Source organism: Flavobacterium sp. CF136, from assembly GCF_000282055.1.
Lineage (GTDB): Bacteria > Bacteroidota > Bacteroidia > Flavobacteriales > Flavobacteriaceae > Flavobacterium.
Genome location: NZ_AKJZ01000007.1, coordinates 197,667 through 214,061 on the forward strand (window position 1 = coordinate 197,667; position 16,395 = coordinate 214,061).

At 31.7% G+C, this 16,395-nt stretch carries 17 protein-coding genes; 8 read left to right on the top strand and 9 right to left on the bottom strand.

The features are described 5' to 3' along the window. Positions 1 to 189 precede the first annotated feature (189 nt). From PMI10_RS01970 to PMI10_RS02010, 9 genes are all read right to left on the bottom strand, one after another. Complete coding sequence (locus tag PMI10_RS01970; RefSeq protein WP_007803920.1) at positions 190 to 990, bottom strand: T9SS type A sorting domain-containing protein; 801 nt, start codon at positions 988 to 990, stop codon at positions 190 to 192. A gap of 6 nt (positions 991 to 996) precedes the next feature. Then, positions 997 to 1,512, bottom strand: coding sequence for an ankyrin repeat domain-containing protein (locus PMI10_RS01975; protein ID WP_007803922.1), 516 nt, complete (start codon positions 1,510 to 1,512; stop codon positions 997 to 999). 19 nt (positions 1,513 to 1,531) lie between these two features. After that, the gene (locus PMI10_RS01980; protein WP_007803923.1) at positions 1,532 to 2,077 is read right to left on the bottom strand and encodes a YceI family protein; all 546 of its coding nucleotides are present in this window, start codon (positions 2,075 to 2,077) and stop codon (positions 1,532 to 1,534) included. Between the two features lie 12 nt (positions 2,078 to 2,089). Continuing rightward, positions 2,090 to 2,437 (bottom strand): hypothetical protein, encoded by a 348-nt coding sequence (locus PMI10_RS01985; RefSeq protein ID WP_007803925.1) that lies wholly within the window; start codon positions 2,435 to 2,437, stop codon positions 2,090 to 2,092. Positions 2,438 to 2,542: 105 nt separating this feature from the next. Then, positions 2,543 to 3,406, bottom strand: a complete 864-nt coding sequence (locus PMI10_RS01990; protein ID WP_007803928.1) for a DUF5777 family beta-barrel protein — start codon at positions 3,404 to 3,406, stop codon at positions 2,543 to 2,545. 10 nt (positions 3,407 to 3,416) lie between these two features. Next, the gene (locus PMI10_RS01995) at positions 3,417 to 3,806 is read right to left on the bottom strand and encodes an OB-fold protein (RefSeq protein ID WP_007803930.1); all 390 of its coding nucleotides are present in this window, start codon (positions 3,804 to 3,806) and stop codon (positions 3,417 to 3,419) included. A gap of 128 nt (positions 3,807 to 3,934) precedes the next feature. Next, positions 3,935 to 6,442 carry a TonB-dependent receptor gene (locus PMI10_RS02000; protein WP_238539440.1) on the bottom strand — a complete coding sequence of 836 codons (2,508 nt, stop codon included), beginning with the start codon at positions 6,440 to 6,442 and terminating at the stop codon, positions 3,935 to 3,937. Between the two features lie 27 nt (positions 6,443 to 6,469). Further along, the gene (locus tag PMI10_RS02005) at positions 6,470 to 7,369 is read right to left on the bottom strand and encodes a FecR family protein (RefSeq protein WP_007803934.1); all 900 of its coding nucleotides are present in this window, start codon (positions 7,367 to 7,369) and stop codon (positions 6,470 to 6,472) included. Between the two features lie 51 nt (positions 7,370 to 7,420). Next, the gene (locus tag PMI10_RS02010; protein ID WP_007803936.1) at positions 7,421 to 7,936 is read right to left on the bottom strand and encodes an RNA polymerase sigma factor; all 516 of its coding nucleotides are present in this window, start codon (positions 7,934 to 7,936) and stop codon (positions 7,421 to 7,423) included. A gap of 268 nt (positions 7,937 to 8,204) precedes the next feature. Here PMI10_RS02010 and PMI10_RS02015 point away from each other — a divergent pair, with 268 nt between their 5' ends. The 8 genes from PMI10_RS02015 (at position 8,205) to PMI10_RS02050 (ending at position 16,383) form a co-directional block, all read left to right on the top strand. Beyond that, positions 8,205 to 9,227 carry a hypothetical protein gene (locus PMI10_RS02015; protein WP_007803939.1) on the top strand — a complete coding sequence of 341 codons (1,023 nt, stop codon included), beginning with the start codon at positions 8,205 to 8,207 and terminating at the stop codon, positions 9,225 to 9,227. Between the two features lie 165 nt (positions 9,228 to 9,392). Beyond that, entirely contained in the window at positions 9,393 to 10,745 is a 1,353-nt protein-coding gene (gene ffh, locus PMI10_RS02020; RefSeq protein ID WP_007803941.1) for a signal recognition particle protein, read from the top strand. Between the two features lie 132 nt (positions 10,746 to 10,877). Further along, positions 10,878 to 11,762 carry a bifunctional 5,10-methylenetetrahydrofolate dehydrogenase/5,10-methenyltetrahydrofolate cyclohydrolase gene (locus PMI10_RS02025; RefSeq protein WP_007803943.1) on the top strand — a complete coding sequence of 295 codons (885 nt, stop codon included), beginning with the start codon at positions 10,878 to 10,880 and terminating at the stop codon, positions 11,760 to 11,762. 206 nt (positions 11,763 to 11,968) lie between these two features. Beyond that, the gene (locus PMI10_RS02030) at positions 11,969 to 12,898 is read left to right on the top strand and encodes a magnesium transporter CorA family protein (RefSeq protein WP_007803945.1); all 930 of its coding nucleotides are present in this window, start codon (positions 11,969 to 11,971) and stop codon (positions 12,896 to 12,898) included. Between the two features lie 328 nt (positions 12,899 to 13,226). Then, the gene (locus PMI10_RS02035) at positions 13,227 to 13,841 is read left to right on the top strand and encodes a hypothetical protein (RefSeq protein WP_007803947.1); all 615 of its coding nucleotides are present in this window, start codon (positions 13,227 to 13,229) and stop codon (positions 13,839 to 13,841) included. 4 nt (positions 13,842 to 13,845) lie between these two features. Then, positions 13,846 to 14,136: a winged helix-turn-helix domain-containing protein gene (locus PMI10_RS02040; protein WP_007803949.1), complete on the top strand. Its 291-nt coding sequence runs from the start codon at positions 13,846 to 13,848 to the stop codon at positions 14,134 to 14,136. Between the two features lie 147 nt (positions 14,137 to 14,283). After that, positions 14,284 to 15,672 (top strand): DUF4153 domain-containing protein, encoded by a 1,389-nt coding sequence (locus tag PMI10_RS02045; protein ID WP_007803951.1) that lies wholly within the window; start codon positions 14,284 to 14,286, stop codon positions 15,670 to 15,672. A gap of 234 nt (positions 15,673 to 15,906) precedes the next feature. Next, on the top strand, positions 15,907 to 16,383 hold the full coding sequence (locus PMI10_RS02050) for a hypothetical protein (RefSeq protein ID WP_007803953.1): 477 nt from the start codon (positions 15,907 to 15,909) through the stop codon (positions 16,381 to 16,383). Positions 16,384 to 16,395 lie beyond the last annotated feature (12 nt).

The window sequence follows — 16,395 nt, forward strand, 5'->3', positions numbered from 1 at the left end:
AAATTGTAAAAGTTGCTTCATCGATCTTATATGATTCAGAAGTGATGGGCGATGGATTAATGTAATTTAAAAAGATCTAAAAAAGTTTTCTTTTCATAAAAATGCCCCAAAATAGTGTCTAACTTTTGGGGCAGTTCAAATTTTAACCTTTTTTTATAAAACCAATATTATAAAGTAGATATCAGGACACTAATTAAGAATTATTTTTTTCCAGGTTTTTTCCGAACCATTTTGTAATTCGATTAGATAGAGCCCTTTTTGTAAACTTTTTAAAGATACTTCAACAGTATTATTAGACTTGTCTTTTACATCAATGGTTTGAACTAATGATCCTGTTTGAGAATATACAGTTATTTTATCCAGGCCAGTTTTTGTTTCCACACTGAAATTCCCGTTTGAAGGATTTGGATAAATAGAAGAAGTTTTTAAACTAAAATCGTCTACACCCAAAGTAGTAGATAAAGGAACATCTACACTATACCCACGATTTCCTCCTCCGTGATTACTTAATGCGTAACCGGCAGAACTTCTTCGTGCCCAGGCAAAATCAATAGAAGTATTAGCATAATTAAATGTATAATCATTAGGATCTCCGGTCGATAAATTTCGTTCAGCTATTATAGTTCTGATTGCAGGAGAGGAAGCAGAAGTTCCCGTGTCAGAAGTTACTGTCCAGTTTTGCGAGCCATCCGTATTTGGAGGTACTCCTATATCATTATGGTTTCCGTCAACTAATGTAGATATAGTTCCATTAGCATACACAAAATCTTGTCCCTCCTCCATACCTTGGCCTATTGCAAAACTTCCAAATTGCAATGCAAACCATCTGTCAGAAGGCCCGGTAAGTTTTAATATTGCTTTTTGTGTGGTATTGTTTAATGTTAAATTTACCGTCATATTGGTTGACAAAGTAATGTCACCAGTTGTTTTTTGTTGAGCAAAAGAAGTTATACTGGTTGCTAAAATTGCTAAAAGAGTAATTTTTTTCATGGGCGTTTATTTTAAGAGATTGATTATCTGTTCATTTTGTGAAAAAACAGCATATTCAAATGCTGTTTTTCCTTTCTTATCCTTAATTTTCTTGTCTGCATTATATTCTAATAGCAATTTTACTAATGCAGTGTTCTTGAATTGTACAGCCAACAACAGTGCTGTTGTTCCATTTGTATCTATAGCATTTGGATTGGCTTTTTTCTTTAATAATGATTTTACTAAGTCAGGTTGATTTTTATAAGTTGCAGCCATAAGTGCCGTTCCCATATCAGAATTATAGTTAATGTCTTTTACATTTTCTATTAAGAATTGGGCGACCTCAATATTTCCTCTATAGCAGGCCAGAATCAAAGGACTTGATTTATTTTCGTTAAGAGAATTAATCAAGTCCGGGTTTGATTTGTTTAGGTTTTGTATTTCTGCTAAGGTTCCATTTCGTGCAATATCAAAAACACTTTTGTTTTGTGCCTGAGAATTAAAAAAACATAATAATAGGGTAAGTAATAATAGTTTTTTCATGGTGAAATAGTTGCTTGAATTAATTAGCTTCAAGAATAAAATTTATTGAAACTTTTACGTCTTGGGCAATTTTTCCTTTTACTAAACTTGGAATTTCAATTTTATAATCCTGTGGTTTAACTGAAATTGCACTTGTTGCCAGAATTTTTGCTCCATTTAAGGCAAGATTGATTTTAGTTTTTATCTTTTTCGTAACACCGTGTATGGTTAAATCACCTTCTAAATCATAAGTAGTTTTTGCAGCTGATAATTTTTTGGCATCAAAATTTAAAATCTTGCCTTTAAAAGTCGCTTTAGGGAATAAGGAAGATTCCATATAATTTTCATTAAAATGTTCTTCCATTAAAGGAGCTTTGAATTTGAATGATTTTATCAAAGTCAAAGCCACAAAATCTCCCGTTGCTTTATCAAGAATGCAAGAAGTTGTTTTGTTTGATGCTGCTATTTCTTCAAAAGCAGGCATTGAAGCTTCAAATTTTACTTCTCCGGTTCGTGTTATCATTTTTTGTGAAAAAATTTGATTTCCCACCAATAAAAACAATGCTAATAATATTCCTTTTTTCATTTTATATATAATTTAATTTTTATATCCTTCTTTTTGCCAAAGTATAATCATATCAATTGTTTGCCTTGGCATTGGTCCTGATCTTGGCATTACGTTCCCACAAGATTGGGTTTGATCAATTCGGCAGATTAAATTACCATTTTGGGTGGCATCTTTTACTTGCTCATAAGTTCCCAAAGTCGGAAATCTTCCTCCTGCTGAATGGCAACCGACGCAGTTTGCTTTTATTATAGTTTCAATATTGGCTGTATAAGTAGGTGCAGCTGATACAGGTTCTGAAATATCTTCGTAAGTTCTGGCTGTGCAGGAAACTAAAAATGTAGCACAGGTAAATAGTAATAATAGAATACTCTTTTTCATATGTAGATAATATTTGTTTTTTTAAAGGAATATGGTATCGTCATTCTCGATTCTTGATTTGAATCATTGCGATTTCATATTTCAACTTTAATTATTCTTGTTTCTTTAAAAGGATCTGTACATGTTAAAGCCAAAATAAACAGCCCCCTTATTCCAATCTCCTGTGGCACCCGAAAATACCGCTACATCATTCATAGGCTGACTATTGGATACTACCAATTGAAAAACGTGACCGCCTGTTTCAATGTCTAAACCAACTGTAAGGGGATTATGATAGGGATCTATCGCTTTTTCTTCTGTAATTATTCGGGCAGCATATTCAAGATTAACACTTATTCTTTTGGCGACTTTGTATCTTAATCCTGCAGCTGTTGAGAATACATTTTGCTGCTCAACCGAATCGTCGTATAAGTTTTTATAAACATTAATAAAACCCATTTCGACTGAAAATTTTTCGTTGACCTTTCTGGAAACTAATAATTGAGCAGTAAAAGCCAAACGGTCAGAAAATTGTAAATTTGGATATAAATCTTTTTCTAATGCACTGTTGATATCCATAGTGTTATAGCCCACAATAGTAACAGGAAAACCATTCACTTCCTGATTGGCCATTTTGTATTTGGCAGTTACCTCATAGATTTTATTAGAAGTGTGTCGTGAAGCTCCAAAACTCAACCAGTTTGTTGCTCCATAAATTCCTCCAAATTTTGTCAGGGCATTATCCAAACCAAAGAAATTATTAAATCCTTTGGATAAATCCCCAAAACGGTGCGAAACAAGCATATACCATTCGCCTTTTGCCGGCATTTTTGTAGATTGCATATTGGCTATTTGTAATCCTTTGAAAGCTGCTATTTCAATTTGTTTTTCATTAGATTTAGCGTTATCCAGCTGACTTAATAAATCATCTTGGGCAAATAGATTTCCCGTAAAAAAACACACAAGCATAAAGCCTAAAAAATTCCTCATCTTTATTTTATTAATCGTTATTTATTACCAGACACTGGTCTAATTTTAATTCCCCCATCAAGTCATCATACCCTACAACTCTTCCTTTTAGAGTTATTAATTGACCTTCTTTAATTGAGGGGTTTAATTCTTTCAAATCACAAATAATCGTATTGTCTATAATGATTTGTTTTTGGGTTATTTTAGTAACATTTCCTTTGATAGCTATTGCTTTTTCGAGATATTTAGTATTTGACTTTTCAATATCAGAGGCAAACTCTTCTATGATGCTTTTTGAGGAAACAGTAAAAGCAGCTTCTTCGGTTGAAACGTTTCTGGCACCGCCATAACAAACATAGTAGTAACCAAAAGCGCCTAAAATGCTTATCGCTAAAACTGTTAAGATTATTTTTCTTTTCATTTTTATTCTTTTAAGGGGATTCTATAATAGAACAGGTTTGATAAAGATTACCCTACCAAAAGAAAGTTTTTTTGTAAAAAAAATGTAAGAAATACAGGGGTTTTTATAATGCCCGGAATAATTTTGGATTAAAATGAAACTCTAAAGCTCACATTTGGAGTTCTTTGCAGTGAAAATGTTTCCACCTCCTCTATAGAATTTGTTAGAGAACTTATTCTGTAATATTCGCTAATTTCATTTTTCCTGTTCAGAATGTTCAGGATGGATATTCCTAATTTGTATTGAATTCCATTTGAAGTTTCCCATTTGTAAGTAGTGGAAAGATTAACCTGTGAAAAAATATTTAAATTTGTATTGTTTGGTTTATTGTAAACCAATACGGGATTTGAAAAGTCAATTTTGGAATTATCAGGAGAAGTTTTTGGTCTGCCGGAAGACCATTTTGCCCCTAAAGCAATTTTGAAATTATTCTTTTCATAAATTCCTGCCCAGGATACATTATGTTGCATCTTGTAATTGTTAGGAAAGCGAGGATATTCATAATTAGAAAAATGGTAGTTATTAGTGTTGTAAGTATAACTTAACCAGGTCAGGAAATGATTCATTTTTTTTTGAATCAGAATTTCAGTTCCTAAAACTTCATAATCGCCAGTTATTTGTACAAATTCTAATTGGTTCTGAAAACCTTGGCTCGAGCTTGTAATCCCTGTTACTTTTTTATAAAAATTTTCTATATCCAATAACCAGTCGTTCTTTTTATAGAATAGAGTTAGTGAGATTTGTTTGCTTCTTTGAATTGGAATTGTCGTATTATTTGAGATAATCCAACGCCTTTTTTCAATACCAAAATAATCTTTTTGCAAATCAATAATTTGTTGGGAAGTTTGACTTTTTACCTCACCCAAAACTTCAATATTAAGATTTTTATTAATCCCATAATTGAATTGTAATCGGGGTTCTACAATATATTTTTTGAATTTTTCAATATAATTAAATCGTGTTCCTGCATTAATATATATTTTAGAAACCGTATCATTATATTTTCCTTCCAAAATTAGGGCATGTGTTCTCAATATATCTTTGGTTTTTCGATAAAACTCAGGATTGTTTACTTGCTCTAAATTTGTAACGCCAATTTCATTAAACTGATAACCATCATTAAAACTGAATTTTGAATCAATACTATGATTGTTTTCTAAATTAATTCCATTATTTGTAACTGTATTTTCCTGAGTTACTATTTGATTTCCGTTAGTGGTTTTTTGGTTGCCTAAAAGTTCATAAGAAGAGTTATAAACATTAATTTTAGTAGTATTGAAGGTATTCCAGTTTCGTTTCCAGGATAAATTTCCTCCATAATTTTGTTGACGCAAAACATTGTTTTCTGATCTCACCATACTATAATAGCTCGCACTTTGAAAGACTTTCAGGTTGTCTTTTATAGTTATTAAATCCAGTATTAGTTGATCTTTGAGTCCTATTTTTTGAACATATTTAATGGTGGCATCATAGAAATCAAATTTTTTATCGCTTTGATAATCAACGTCGTTATTTTGAGAAAAATCAGTAATCGTAGTGTTTTGAAATACTTTATTAAAATATTCCTTGTAGGTAGGAGTTTCTGCAAAATCAGTAATGGATTTTCGACCTGAAATTTCAATATAACTCTTTTTTGAGAGATTGTATTTAGCATAAATATCGGCATTAATCATATTGACTCCTGCACTGAAAGTGTTTTTTTCTGGTGCTTCAGGAGTAGAAGAAATAGCTACAACACTAGAAACGCTTTCCCCATAAAAAGCAGAACTCCCGTTTTTATAGATAGAAATGGTATGCGCCAAATTAGGATTAAAGACTGATATTAAACCAAAAAAATGTCCCGTTTGGTACATTCGTATTCCGTTCCACAAAAATAAATTTTGGTCATGTGTACCACCACGAACATTGATGCTTGCCACACTTTCGTCAATGCTGTTTACGCCCGGGATTTGCTGCATTGTCTGCAAGGCATCAGACTCGATAAGTCCTGGCAGAATACCAAATTTTTTGGGTTTAATTTCAAACGAGCCGTCAATGTTTTTGGAAATTCCGGAAGCCAAAATAGGATTGGTTTTGATTTCTTCAAGTTCAGTAATTTCAGATTCTAATGTTATTTTGAGACAATTTTTAGAATCCAGATCACTTGTTGAAATTTTTTTGGTTATAAATCCGACATGACTAATCGAAAAATTATTTTTAGAGCTGTTTTCAAATTCAAAATAACCGTTCGAGTCCGTTGCAATCGGGGTGTTGTTAATTAAATGAATATTAGCATTTTCAATAGGTTTTTTATCAGTATTAGAAAAAACATAACCGCAAATTATATTTATTTTGTCATAGTTTTTATAAATATTAATAAATTTATTCCCTAAATTTTCAAAAGACAAATTGGTTTTTTTAACAAGATATTGTAGTTTTTGTTCTAATGAAAGTGATTTTTTTGGGGGTATTAATTGAATACCTGCAACATTGTCTTCCGTGTAATTAAAATTTACCTGATGCTGTTGCTCAATGTCGATTATTATATTTTTTAAAGGTATAGCATTTCCTTTGTCCTGAGCAGAAAGATTCAGGACAAGAAAAAAGATAAAAAACAAAAAATGAAATTGTTTGGGGCGGAACATTTATTTTTTGTCAAAAATTATTTTATTTTTTGATACTTTCTTTACTTCTAAATGATAGGTTGTGCTAATAATTTGCAATGCTACATCCAAGTCTTCAGTGGGTAATTTTCCTGTAAATAGAGCGTTTGTATCTTTTGTATTTAATACAGTCGTAATATTATATTGTCTTTGAACTTCATCTAACAGGCTTTTGATGTTTTCTTTATAAAAACATATTTGGTTGTCCATCCATTCCGGTTTTGATGAATTTGTAGAATTATTGAATTGCTTTCCGTTTTCAAAAGTAACGCTTTGCCCGTGTGTTAATATGATTTGTGTGTTAGCATAATTTACTTTTACACGACCTTCGTAGCAGATTACGTCAAACCTGTTTTTTCGAACTTTAACATTAAATTGAGTTCCTAAAACTGATACTTTTCCAAGGGCAGTGTGTACTTCAAAGCGTCTTCCTTTGGATACCTTAAAATAAGCTTCACCTTTCAGTTTAAGATGTCTGTTACTGTTCCAATTCCATTTTTTATAGCTTATTTCAGAGCCGGAATTAAGGACTACTTCAGAATTATCCGGTAATGTAAAAGTGGTTTTTTCTCCGAAATTTGCTATTTGGGTTTGCGGAATGAAATTTTTCATCGCAAAAGCAATCCCAAGGCCTAAAACAAAAATAGCGGCTGCACGGAAAATCCATTTTTTGTATAATGGAACTACTTTTTGTGTTGTTTTTTTCTGTTGAAGGATATTGGATAACATCGTATCTTCATCAAAATCATCAACTTCCAAATGAGCCGTATAGTTTTTAATTTTTTGGTATTTTTCGAAATCAGGACTTGCTTCAAATTCGGCTAATTCTTTCTCCGATAAATCATCGTTGAGCCATTTGGCCAATATGTGATCTTTTTTCATTGTAATTGGTATTATATAATAAAACAATTGAAATTAAATTTACCCTACTTTTTATAAATCAATTTCTTTACGTAAGCTTAACAAAGCCAGATGGATGCGTTTTTCTACTGCTTTTACACTAATATTTAAAGCAATGGCAATTTCGCTATACTTTTTTCCGTCAATTCGATGCATTAAAAAAGCTACACGCTGTTTTTCGTTTAAGCTTTCTATGGCTTTCAAAAGTTTGGCTTGAAATTGTTTTTCTTCCAAAATATATTCGGGACTTTCGTTAGTTCTGTCTAAGGCAGTGAAATTTTTTTCATATCGTAAAACTACTTTTTGATGCGCAATTTCATTTAAAGTACTGTTGTTCGCGATGATATAAATGTATGATTTTGCTTTTTCTATCGGAACAGAAGCACAGTTTTGCCAAAGTTTAATAAAAGCTTCCTGAGCAACATCTTCTGCCTGATCTTTATTTCCAAATTTATAAAAAAGAAAATTCCGAAGTGCTTTGATGTGACTTTTAAAAAATGACGAAAAGATTATTTCATCACAAGTATTTGATTGGTTCGTGTTTGGCATTGGCAAGTTATATCTTTCAATTTGGACTCTGCAAAAGTATTTGTTTTTAATTTAAGTAGGGTAGAAGCAAAGTAAATTGTTTTATTAAAGTTATGAGTATGTTTATTTATCCATAATTCTAAATTCGGTTTTGTTTAACTTTTGTTAACAGCAATTTGTTTTGTAGTAAAAAAGATATTTTTCTTGATTATTTACACTCTAAGATAGGCAATAACTGGTGTAGAAACCAGTATTTTTAAAATTTTATTACATTTGTAAAAATATAAATATGTTCCGTTTTAAAAAATATTTATCAATAGTAGTCCTCTTGTTCTTCTTCTCTTGTCAAAGCGATTCAGAAGAGCAGGATTATAATACACAAACAGTTACAAACGCTTCCCCCCTGACCTCTTATTTACAAAGGGTTGCAATGGTAAAAACGGTACAGGATAATATAATCGATAAATCTAGCTATTGCACTATAAAACTTCCCTATACGGTTACTGTAAATGGTGCGAGTATTGCTGTAAATACTACTGCGGATTATCAACAAGTATTGGATAATATCAATGCAAATACTACGGATGACGATATTGTGACAATTAATTTTCCGGTTACAATGGTTTATTATAATTATATTGAAAAATTGATTCCGGATCAAGCTGATTTTAATTCATTAATCGACTATTGGAATCTTTACCCTGATCTTTTATCCAAAATTAATGGGTTAAACATCAATTATCCAATAACAATTAATATTTATAACAGTTATAATCAAGAAGCAAGTTCTGTTACTATTGCAAATGATCAGGCATTTTTTAATTTTATAAAAAATTTAAATGCCAGTCAGTATATTGCATTAAGTTATCCTATTTCGATAACAGATTATAATAATCAGACAAAATCAATTACAAATAATTTAGAGTTTGAAAATGCAATTAAATATGTTATTGATAATTGCTCCGAAAATAACATTACAACACTTGATTTTGTAGGGACAGTAACAAATAATTCCTGGAAAGTATCCTGTTTATATGATAATTACGAAAAAAGTTCTTTGTACAGCGGATATGTATTTGTTTTTAAAAGCGACAATTCGGTGGTTGCCACAAAGGATGGGGTTTCGGTAACAGGTCAATGGGAAACTAATATAGTGAATAACGTTAGAGAATTGAAAGTGAATTTCAGTACAGAATTGCTCAATAAACTGAATAATGACTGGAAATTATTTGAGTTTAATAATTCTCAAATACGTTTGCGATATGTAACGGCTAGTAATGTTACGAACTATCTTTATTTTGGAAAAATTTAAATTCTGACAGCAATATGTTTTCGTGGTCAAAAAAATAGAGTGTAACAATAAACCAGTTAATTAAGCTGGTTTTTTTATTCATATTCTCTAAATTTTACAAGTTGGTAACTTTGTGACTTTGTAACTTTAGTTTATATTTGCACTTCAATAAAAGAAAACAAAATTATGTTTGATAATTTAAGTGATAAGTTAGATAAAGCGTTCCATATATTAAAAGGACACGGGAAAATTACAGAAGTAAACGTTGCCGATACCTTAAAAGAAGTTCGTCGTGCCTTATTAGATGCCGATGTTAACTTTAAAATTGCAAAAGATTTTACAACCAAAGTAAAAGAAAAAGCAATAGGTCAGGACGTTTTAACAACGCTTCAGCCAGGTCAGTTATTAGTAAAGTTAGTTAAAGATGAACTAACAGAATTAATGGGCGGAGATGTTGCAGGAATTAATCTTTCAGGAAATCCGAGCATTATTTTAATGTCTGGATTACAAGGTTCCGGTAAAACGACCTTCTCAGGAAAATTAGCCAATTTTCTAAAAACTAAGAAGAATAAAAAACCACTTTTAGTAGCGTGTGATATCTACCGTCCTGCGGCGATTAATCAGTTACATGTTGTGGGAGACCAAATAGGGGTTGAGGTTTACTCAGAACCGGAAAATAAAAATCCTGTAGAGATTGCTCAGAATGCAATCAAACATGCTAAGGCAAACGGTTTTAACGTTGTTATTGTCGATACAGCCGGACGTTTGGCAGTAGATAAGGAAATGATGGATGAAATTGCCCGGGTTCATAAAGCAATTCAGCCTCAGGAAACTTTGTTTGTTGTTGATGCAATGACAGGACAAGATGCCGTGAATACAGCAAAAGCGTTCAATGATATCCTGAATTTTGATGGAGTTATTTTAACAAAATTAGATGGGGATACCCGTGGTGGAGCTGCAATTTCGATTAAATCGGTTGTAAACAAACCAATCAAATTTGTGGGTACAGGCGAGAAGATGGAAGCAATTGATGTTTTCTATCCGGATCGTATGGCTGAGCGTATCTTAGGTATGGGTGACGTTGTGTCGCTTGTAGAAAGAGCGCAAGAACAATTTGATGAAGAAGAAGCAAGAAAACTTCAGAAGAAAATCGCGAAAAACGAATTCGGTTTTGACGATTTCTTAACGCAGATTCAACAAGTAAAGAAAATGGGTAATATGAAAGATCTGGTTGGAATGATACCAGGTGCTTCAAAAGCCATGAAAGATGTAGAAATTGAAGATGATGCTTTTAAACATATTGAGGCGATTATTCATTCGATGACTCCAATCGAAAGAAGTAAGCCTGCGATCATCGATGTAAAAAGAAAAGCCAGAATTGCTAAAGGTTCGGGAACGAAAGTCGAGCAGGTAAATCAGTTAATGAAGCAGTTTGACCAAATGAGCAAGATGATGAAAATGATGCAGGGTCCGGGTGGAAAAAACCTGATGAAAATGATGGGAGGCATGAAAGGAATGCCAGGCGGGATGCCGAGATAATAAAATAAAAAGTTTCAAGTTTCTGGTTTCAGGTTATGAGACAGAAATTTGAAACTTTTTTCAATAAAATAAATACAAGTTTTTGATTTTAAAACTTGAAACTTTAAACCTGAAACATTTAACTAGAAAATAATGCAAATACTAGACGGTAAAAAAACAGCTGAAGACATTAAAAACGAAATTGCAGCCGAAGTTCAATCGATAAAAGATGCCGGAGGAAAAGTACCTCATTTGGCAGCAGTAATCGTAGGGAATAACGGAGCAAGCTTAACTTACGTTGGAAGTAAAGTAAAATCTTGCCAGCAAATTGGTTTTGATTCAACTTTAGTGGCGCTGCCTGAAACAATTACCGAAGCAGAGTTGCTTGATAAAATAAAAGAGTTGAATGAAGATGATAATCTGGATGGATTCATTGTTCAGTTGCCTTTACCAAAGCACATTGATGAGCAAAAAATCTTATTAGCAATTGATCCTGATAAAGATGTAGATGGTTTTCATCCTACTAACTTTGGTAAAATGGCTTTGGAAATGGAGACATTCATTCCTGCAACACCATTCGGAATCATGCAATTGTTGGAACGTTACAAAGTAGAAACAGCCGGAAAACATACTGTAGTTATTGGCAGAAGCCATATTGTAGGACGACCAATGAGTATTTTAATGAGTCGTAAAGGAAATCCCGGAGATTCAACAGTAACTTTAACACACAGCAGAACTAAAAATATCGAAGAATTTACTAAAAACGCGGATATCATTATCACTGCTTTAGGAGTTCCAAATTACCTAAAAGCTGATATGGTAAAAGATGGTGTAGTGATTATTGACGTTGGAATTACAAGAGTTGATGATGCTTCAAATCCAAAAGGATATGTTATTACCGGAGATGTTGATTTTGATGAAGTAAGCAAGAAATCTTCTTTTATTACACCGGTTCCTGGTGGAGTAGGACCAATGACAATTGCTATGTTGCTTAAAAATACACTTTTGGCCCGTAAAATGAGAAGTGCAAAAAAATAATTTTTTATAAAATATCAATAAACAAAGCCCATTCGACTGAATGGGCTTTGTCGTTTTTAATATATAATTAATAGTTTAAAGTTTCTTGTTTTAAAAATAAAAGATATTTTTGCAGCACTTTAAAAAAAACTTCTCCAAATGGACGTAAACTGAAAATAGCTTTTGAATCTTTTCAAAATGCTATTATAAAACCCTGGTATCTTGAAATGAAAGCCTTTTACAAAAAAAACAACAACGGATTAATCGAAATCCAGGAATGGACTCCTAATTGCTGGATTAATATTGAATCTCCAACAGCAGCAGAAAAAAAATATTTATTAGAAGAACTTCAAATTCCCGAAGCATTTTACAACGATATTGAAGACATTGATGAAAGACCCCGTATGGAATCAGAAGATGGCTGGATGCTGTTTGTTCTGAGAGTTCCTGTAAAAAGCAATGATGTAAAATTACCTTTTCAAACTATTCCTGTGGGATTGATTTTTAAAGAAGATGTCTGTGTTACAATAAGTTTTTATGAAATAGAAATCATCTCTGATTTTGTGATTTACACACAAAGAAAAAATATTGAGATTAAAGATAATTTTGATCTAGTCTTGAGATTATTATTGTCTTCGAGTGTTTGGTATTTAAAATATCTGAAACAAATCAACCAAAAGATAAAACTCGCAGAAGATAATTTAGAGAAATCGATTAAAAATGAAGAACTACAAGCTCTGCTTCAGATTGAAAAATGCCTCGTATTTTTTATTACATCCTTAAAGGGGAATGATGTCTTGTTTCATAGAATTAAAAACTTAAAAGCCCAAAAAGCCAATTATGATTTAGATTTATTGGAAGATGTTGAAATTGAATTGAGCCAGGCACAGGATACAGCTAATATTTACAGCAACATTCTTACGGGAATGATGGATGCTTATGCTTCTGTGATTTCCAATAATATGAATAATATAATGAAGCAGATGACTTCAATCTCTATTATTTTAATGATTCCTACATTGATTGCCAGTTTGTATGGGATGAACGTTCCCAATGGTTTAGAAGAAAGTAAATACGGTATTTGGATCCTGCTTTTAATTTCTGTCGTGTTATCCGCTTTTGGAGTGTTCTTATTCAAAAGAAGAAGATGGTTTTAATAAAAACTAAAAATTGAATAATATAAAAGCCTGTTCGTTTGAATAGGCTTTGTTGTTTTTATACTTTGGGCGTGACCACATCCCGATAAGAGGGCAAACTTACTTTGTGGGTATTGGCCCTCTTATCGGGATGCGGCCGGGCTATCCGCGCTACTTCGGTAGCCTCCTTCTATCCCTCACGCAACTCTTAGTTAATAAGAACTTCTCAGCCCTGCAATTTTTTCAAAACCTTGTGCTTATAAATTTTTATGTGATTAAATAAAAAAATCAATTTTTAGTTTGTCATTTCAAAATAAAATATAACTTTGCAGTACAAAGTACTTTAATTATGAATCAGAAGCACCAAGAAGATTTAGCACATATTCGTTCCATGATGGAGCGCTCTTCAAGATTTATATCACTAAGCGGCCTCTCAGGAGTTTTTGCAGGTTTATCTGCTTTAATTGGCGGATTATATGTTTATCAGTTATTTAGAACTAACGGAATTGAGTACTTTGATAGAAAAGATCTGATACTTCCAATTGAGCTGATTTCTGATTTAGTTTTAACAGGTTTTATAGTTTTGGTATTCGCTTTTGCTTTTGGAATTTTCTTTACTATTAGAAAAAGCAAAAAATACGATTTACCAATTTGGACTTCAGTTACAAAGAAGATGTTGTTCAATTTAGTGGTGCCACTTTTAGCAGGTGGTGTTTTCTGTATGGCTTTAATATACCACGGAATTTATGGTTTAATAGCGCCGGTAATGCTGATTTTTTATGGATTAGCACTTATAAATGCTGAAAAATATACTTTTTCAGATGTAAAATATTTAGGTTTTTGTGAACTTGTTTTAGGAGCAGTTTCTCTTTTTTTTATCGAATATGGTTTGATTTTTTGGATCACAGGTTTTGGTATTTTACATATCTTGTACGGATTAGTAATGTTCAAAAAATACAAGTAAACCAATGGGAATCATTGATAAATTAAATAAAGATTTCGAAAGCCGTGTCAGATTAGGTATTATGTCCATTCTGATGGTCAATGATTGGATTGATTTCACCGAAATGAAAACGCTTTTGAATATCACTGACGGTAATTTAGCCAGCCATTCCTCAGCTTTAGAAAAAGCTGAATATATTGAAGTAAAAAAAGAGTTCGTTGGCAAAAAACCAAAAACATCATACCGTGTTACCGATAGAGGACGTGCCGCTTTTAAAGAGCATTTGTCATATCTTGAAAAATTAATGAAATCTTAATAACCAAATTTTTTTATCCAAATACTTTGAATTGCAAAGTTCTTTTAATTTTATAATCATGAAGCCGCCACTGAAAAATTGTGAAACAAATACCAATAAATATAAGACAATAACATATTTGACCAATAATAAATAAATTCTACAATTATGAAAAAACATCACATTATTTTAGCATGCAGTACAATTTTTACACTGCTTTTTTACAAAGAAGATTTAGGTGTCAATCTGGCTATTTTTGGCCTGGTGTTGACGGGATTAATTTGTTACTTCTTTCAGGATCGGTTTTCTGAAAGATTACATCTCATTTTAGTTGTCACATCCGTTTTGTCTTGTCTGGCTTTTGCATGGTATGGGGATTTTGCTTCTTTTTTGGCTTTAGCGATGTCTGTTCTTTTTTTACAGTTTAAAACGCAGGATAATAAGCTTAAAATAGTACAGATGTTTCCGCTAGTTTTCTTAAACGGAATTACTTCATTGGGTCGTATTCTTATGTTTAGTCAATGGCTCCCAGAGAAAAAAATACATAATAATTTTGCCAAAAAGCTGGTAGCCTTTTTTATTATTCCTGCTATTTTTCTAGGACTGTTTTTTATCGTCTATTCTTTTGGAAGTGATCATTTTTCTTCTTTATTTACAGACTATACTTTAGATATTGATGTCTGGCAGCTTGTTGTAATTGGTGGTCTTGGATTTTATATTTCATTCAGTTTCTGGAATTACTGGGTACCGGAAGTTTGTTATGAGAAAAATGAACTGTTAGATAATGATTTCAGCAATATTGCGGAAGTCAAGAATCAAAATACATTTTCATTTCTTGACCTTGACTTCGAAAGAAAGAGCGGTGAAATTACTTTAGTGTTGTTAAACCTGATGCTTTTGGTATTTATTGTTACATACAATTATGAACAGTTTTTTGAAGTGATAGAAAAATCTCAATTAAGTGCCGCAACACACGAAAGAGTAAATTCAGTGATTTTTTCTATTCTCATGGCAGTTGGAGTAATCTTATTTTATTTTAAAGGGGGTTTTAATTTTGATGAAAAAGCAAAAAAACTAAAAGGGTTAGCTAAAATTTGGATTCTGTTAAATGCTGTTTTGATTGTAAGTACAATCATTAAAAACTCAGAATACATTTCGTTTTTCGGATTGACATATAAACGATTAGGAGTTTATGCTTTCCTGATTTTAGCAATTATTGGTTTGTTTTTCGCTTTTTTTAAAATTATCAGACAAAAAACAAATGCTTATTTGGTGAATCAGATGGTTTGGTATTTTTATGGAACAGTGCTATTATGCAGTTTTGTGAATTGGGGAAACCTCATTACAAACTACAATATTTCGGTGAATAAAGGAGTAGAGCCAAAATTTTTGAGAGGTTTAAATTTTAATGATGAAATGCGCAGGGAGTATTTTTTAATGCATAATCTGGATGGAGAATTAAGTGAAATTTCAAGAGAAAAGGATATTGATTCTTATCAGAAACAATCTTTTTTATCTAAGCCTTTGTATTATGAGTTTTTGAAGAATAGCAAATAAAGAAACAAGTAAAATCCTATTCTATTTTGAGTAGGATTTTTTTATTAAACAAATAATTAATTTAAATAAAATTTTAATAAACATTTTGAGCGGATATTTATTAAGAATATTACAAATAGATAAAACTTATTAAGAAAATGTTTGTTATATTTGATACTGAAAATTTGCGATTATTGTGTTTACTTAAGCGTAATATTTCTTAAAAATATAAATTTAACTTAAAAAACTATTACCATGACAAACATTACCCTAAAATCACCAACTGACAAAATCTATCCACCAGGTAAATGCATTAAAAAAGCAACTAAAAATAAACTAACGCAACAACCTGTAATCTTTCCTGAAAATGCTTCAAAAATTCCTTTCGCTCCTATAGTTCAGGCTACTTTTACAGATTCGGAAACACTTCAGGTTAGAGCTGTTTTTTTGGTATCAACTCATACACCATTAAATGATGATAAATTAGAATTTATGATTTATCAAAATTGGTATGTGAATCTTGAAGGAGAACGTCAGTTACAATTTTTTATAGCTTATGATATAGATGATGCTATAAGTAAAGACTTTGATGTTTATGAGATAAGTTTTAAAGCTGAAAAAGATCCTTATGGAGAAGATGCATTTAAGAGTATTAATACAATTCAAACTTTCCTTTGGGATATTGATCCTGAAACTTCGAGAGGAACAGAAACTACTGTGCAACACGGATAATTAATAAACGAA

Coding starts and splice junctions, on each gene's coding strand:
- PMI10_RS01970 (WP_007803920.1), bottom strand. CDS start 990: ATGAAAAAAATTACTCTTTTAGCAATTTTAGCAACCAGTATAACTTCT.
- PMI10_RS01975 (WP_007803922.1), bottom strand. CDS start 1,512: ATGAAAAAACTATTATTACTTACCCTATTATTATGTTTTTTTAATTCT.
- PMI10_RS01980 (WP_007803923.1), bottom strand. CDS start 2,077: ATGAAAAAAGGAATATTATTAGCATTGTTTTTATTGGTGGGAAATCAA.
- PMI10_RS01985 (WP_007803925.1), bottom strand. CDS start 2,437: ATGAAAAAGAGTATTCTATTATTACTATTTACCTGTGCTACATTTTTA.
- PMI10_RS01990 (WP_007803928.1), bottom strand. CDS start 3,406: ATGAGGAATTTTTTAGGCTTTATGCTTGTGTGTTTTTTTACGGGAAAT.
- PMI10_RS01995 (WP_007803930.1), bottom strand. CDS start 3,806: ATGAAAAGAAAAATAATCTTAACAGTTTTAGCGATAAGCATTTTAGGC.
- PMI10_RS02005 (WP_007803934.1), bottom strand. CDS start 7,369: ATGAAAAAAGATCACATATTGGCCAAATGGCTCAACGATGATTTATCG.
- PMI10_RS02010 (WP_007803936.1), bottom strand. CDS start 7,936: ATGCCAAACACGAACCAATCAAATACTTGTGATGAAATAATCTTTTCG.
- PMI10_RS02015 (WP_007803939.1), top strand. CDS start 8,205: ATGTTCCGTTTTAAAAAATATTTATCAATAGTAGTCCTCTTGTTCTTC.
- ffh (WP_007803941.1), top strand. CDS start 9,393: ATGTTTGATAATTTAAGTGATAAGTTAGATAAAGCGTTCCATATATTA.
- PMI10_RS02025 (WP_007803943.1), top strand. CDS start 10,878: ATGCAAATACTAGACGGTAAAAAAACAGCTGAAGACATTAAAAACGAA.
- PMI10_RS02030 (WP_007803945.1), top strand. CDS start 11,969: ATGAAAGCCTTTTACAAAAAAAACAACAACGGATTAATCGAAATCCAG.
- PMI10_RS02035 (WP_007803947.1), top strand. CDS start 13,227: ATGAATCAGAAGCACCAAGAAGATTTAGCACATATTCGTTCCATGATG.
- PMI10_RS02040 (WP_007803949.1), top strand. CDS start 13,846: ATGGGAATCATTGATAAATTAAATAAAGATTTCGAAAGCCGTGTCAGA.
- PMI10_RS02045 (WP_007803951.1), top strand. CDS start 14,284: ATGAAAAAACATCACATTATTTTAGCATGCAGTACAATTTTTACACTG.
- PMI10_RS02050 (WP_007803953.1), top strand. CDS start 15,907: ATGACAAACATTACCCTAAAATCACCAACTGACAAAATCTATCCACCA.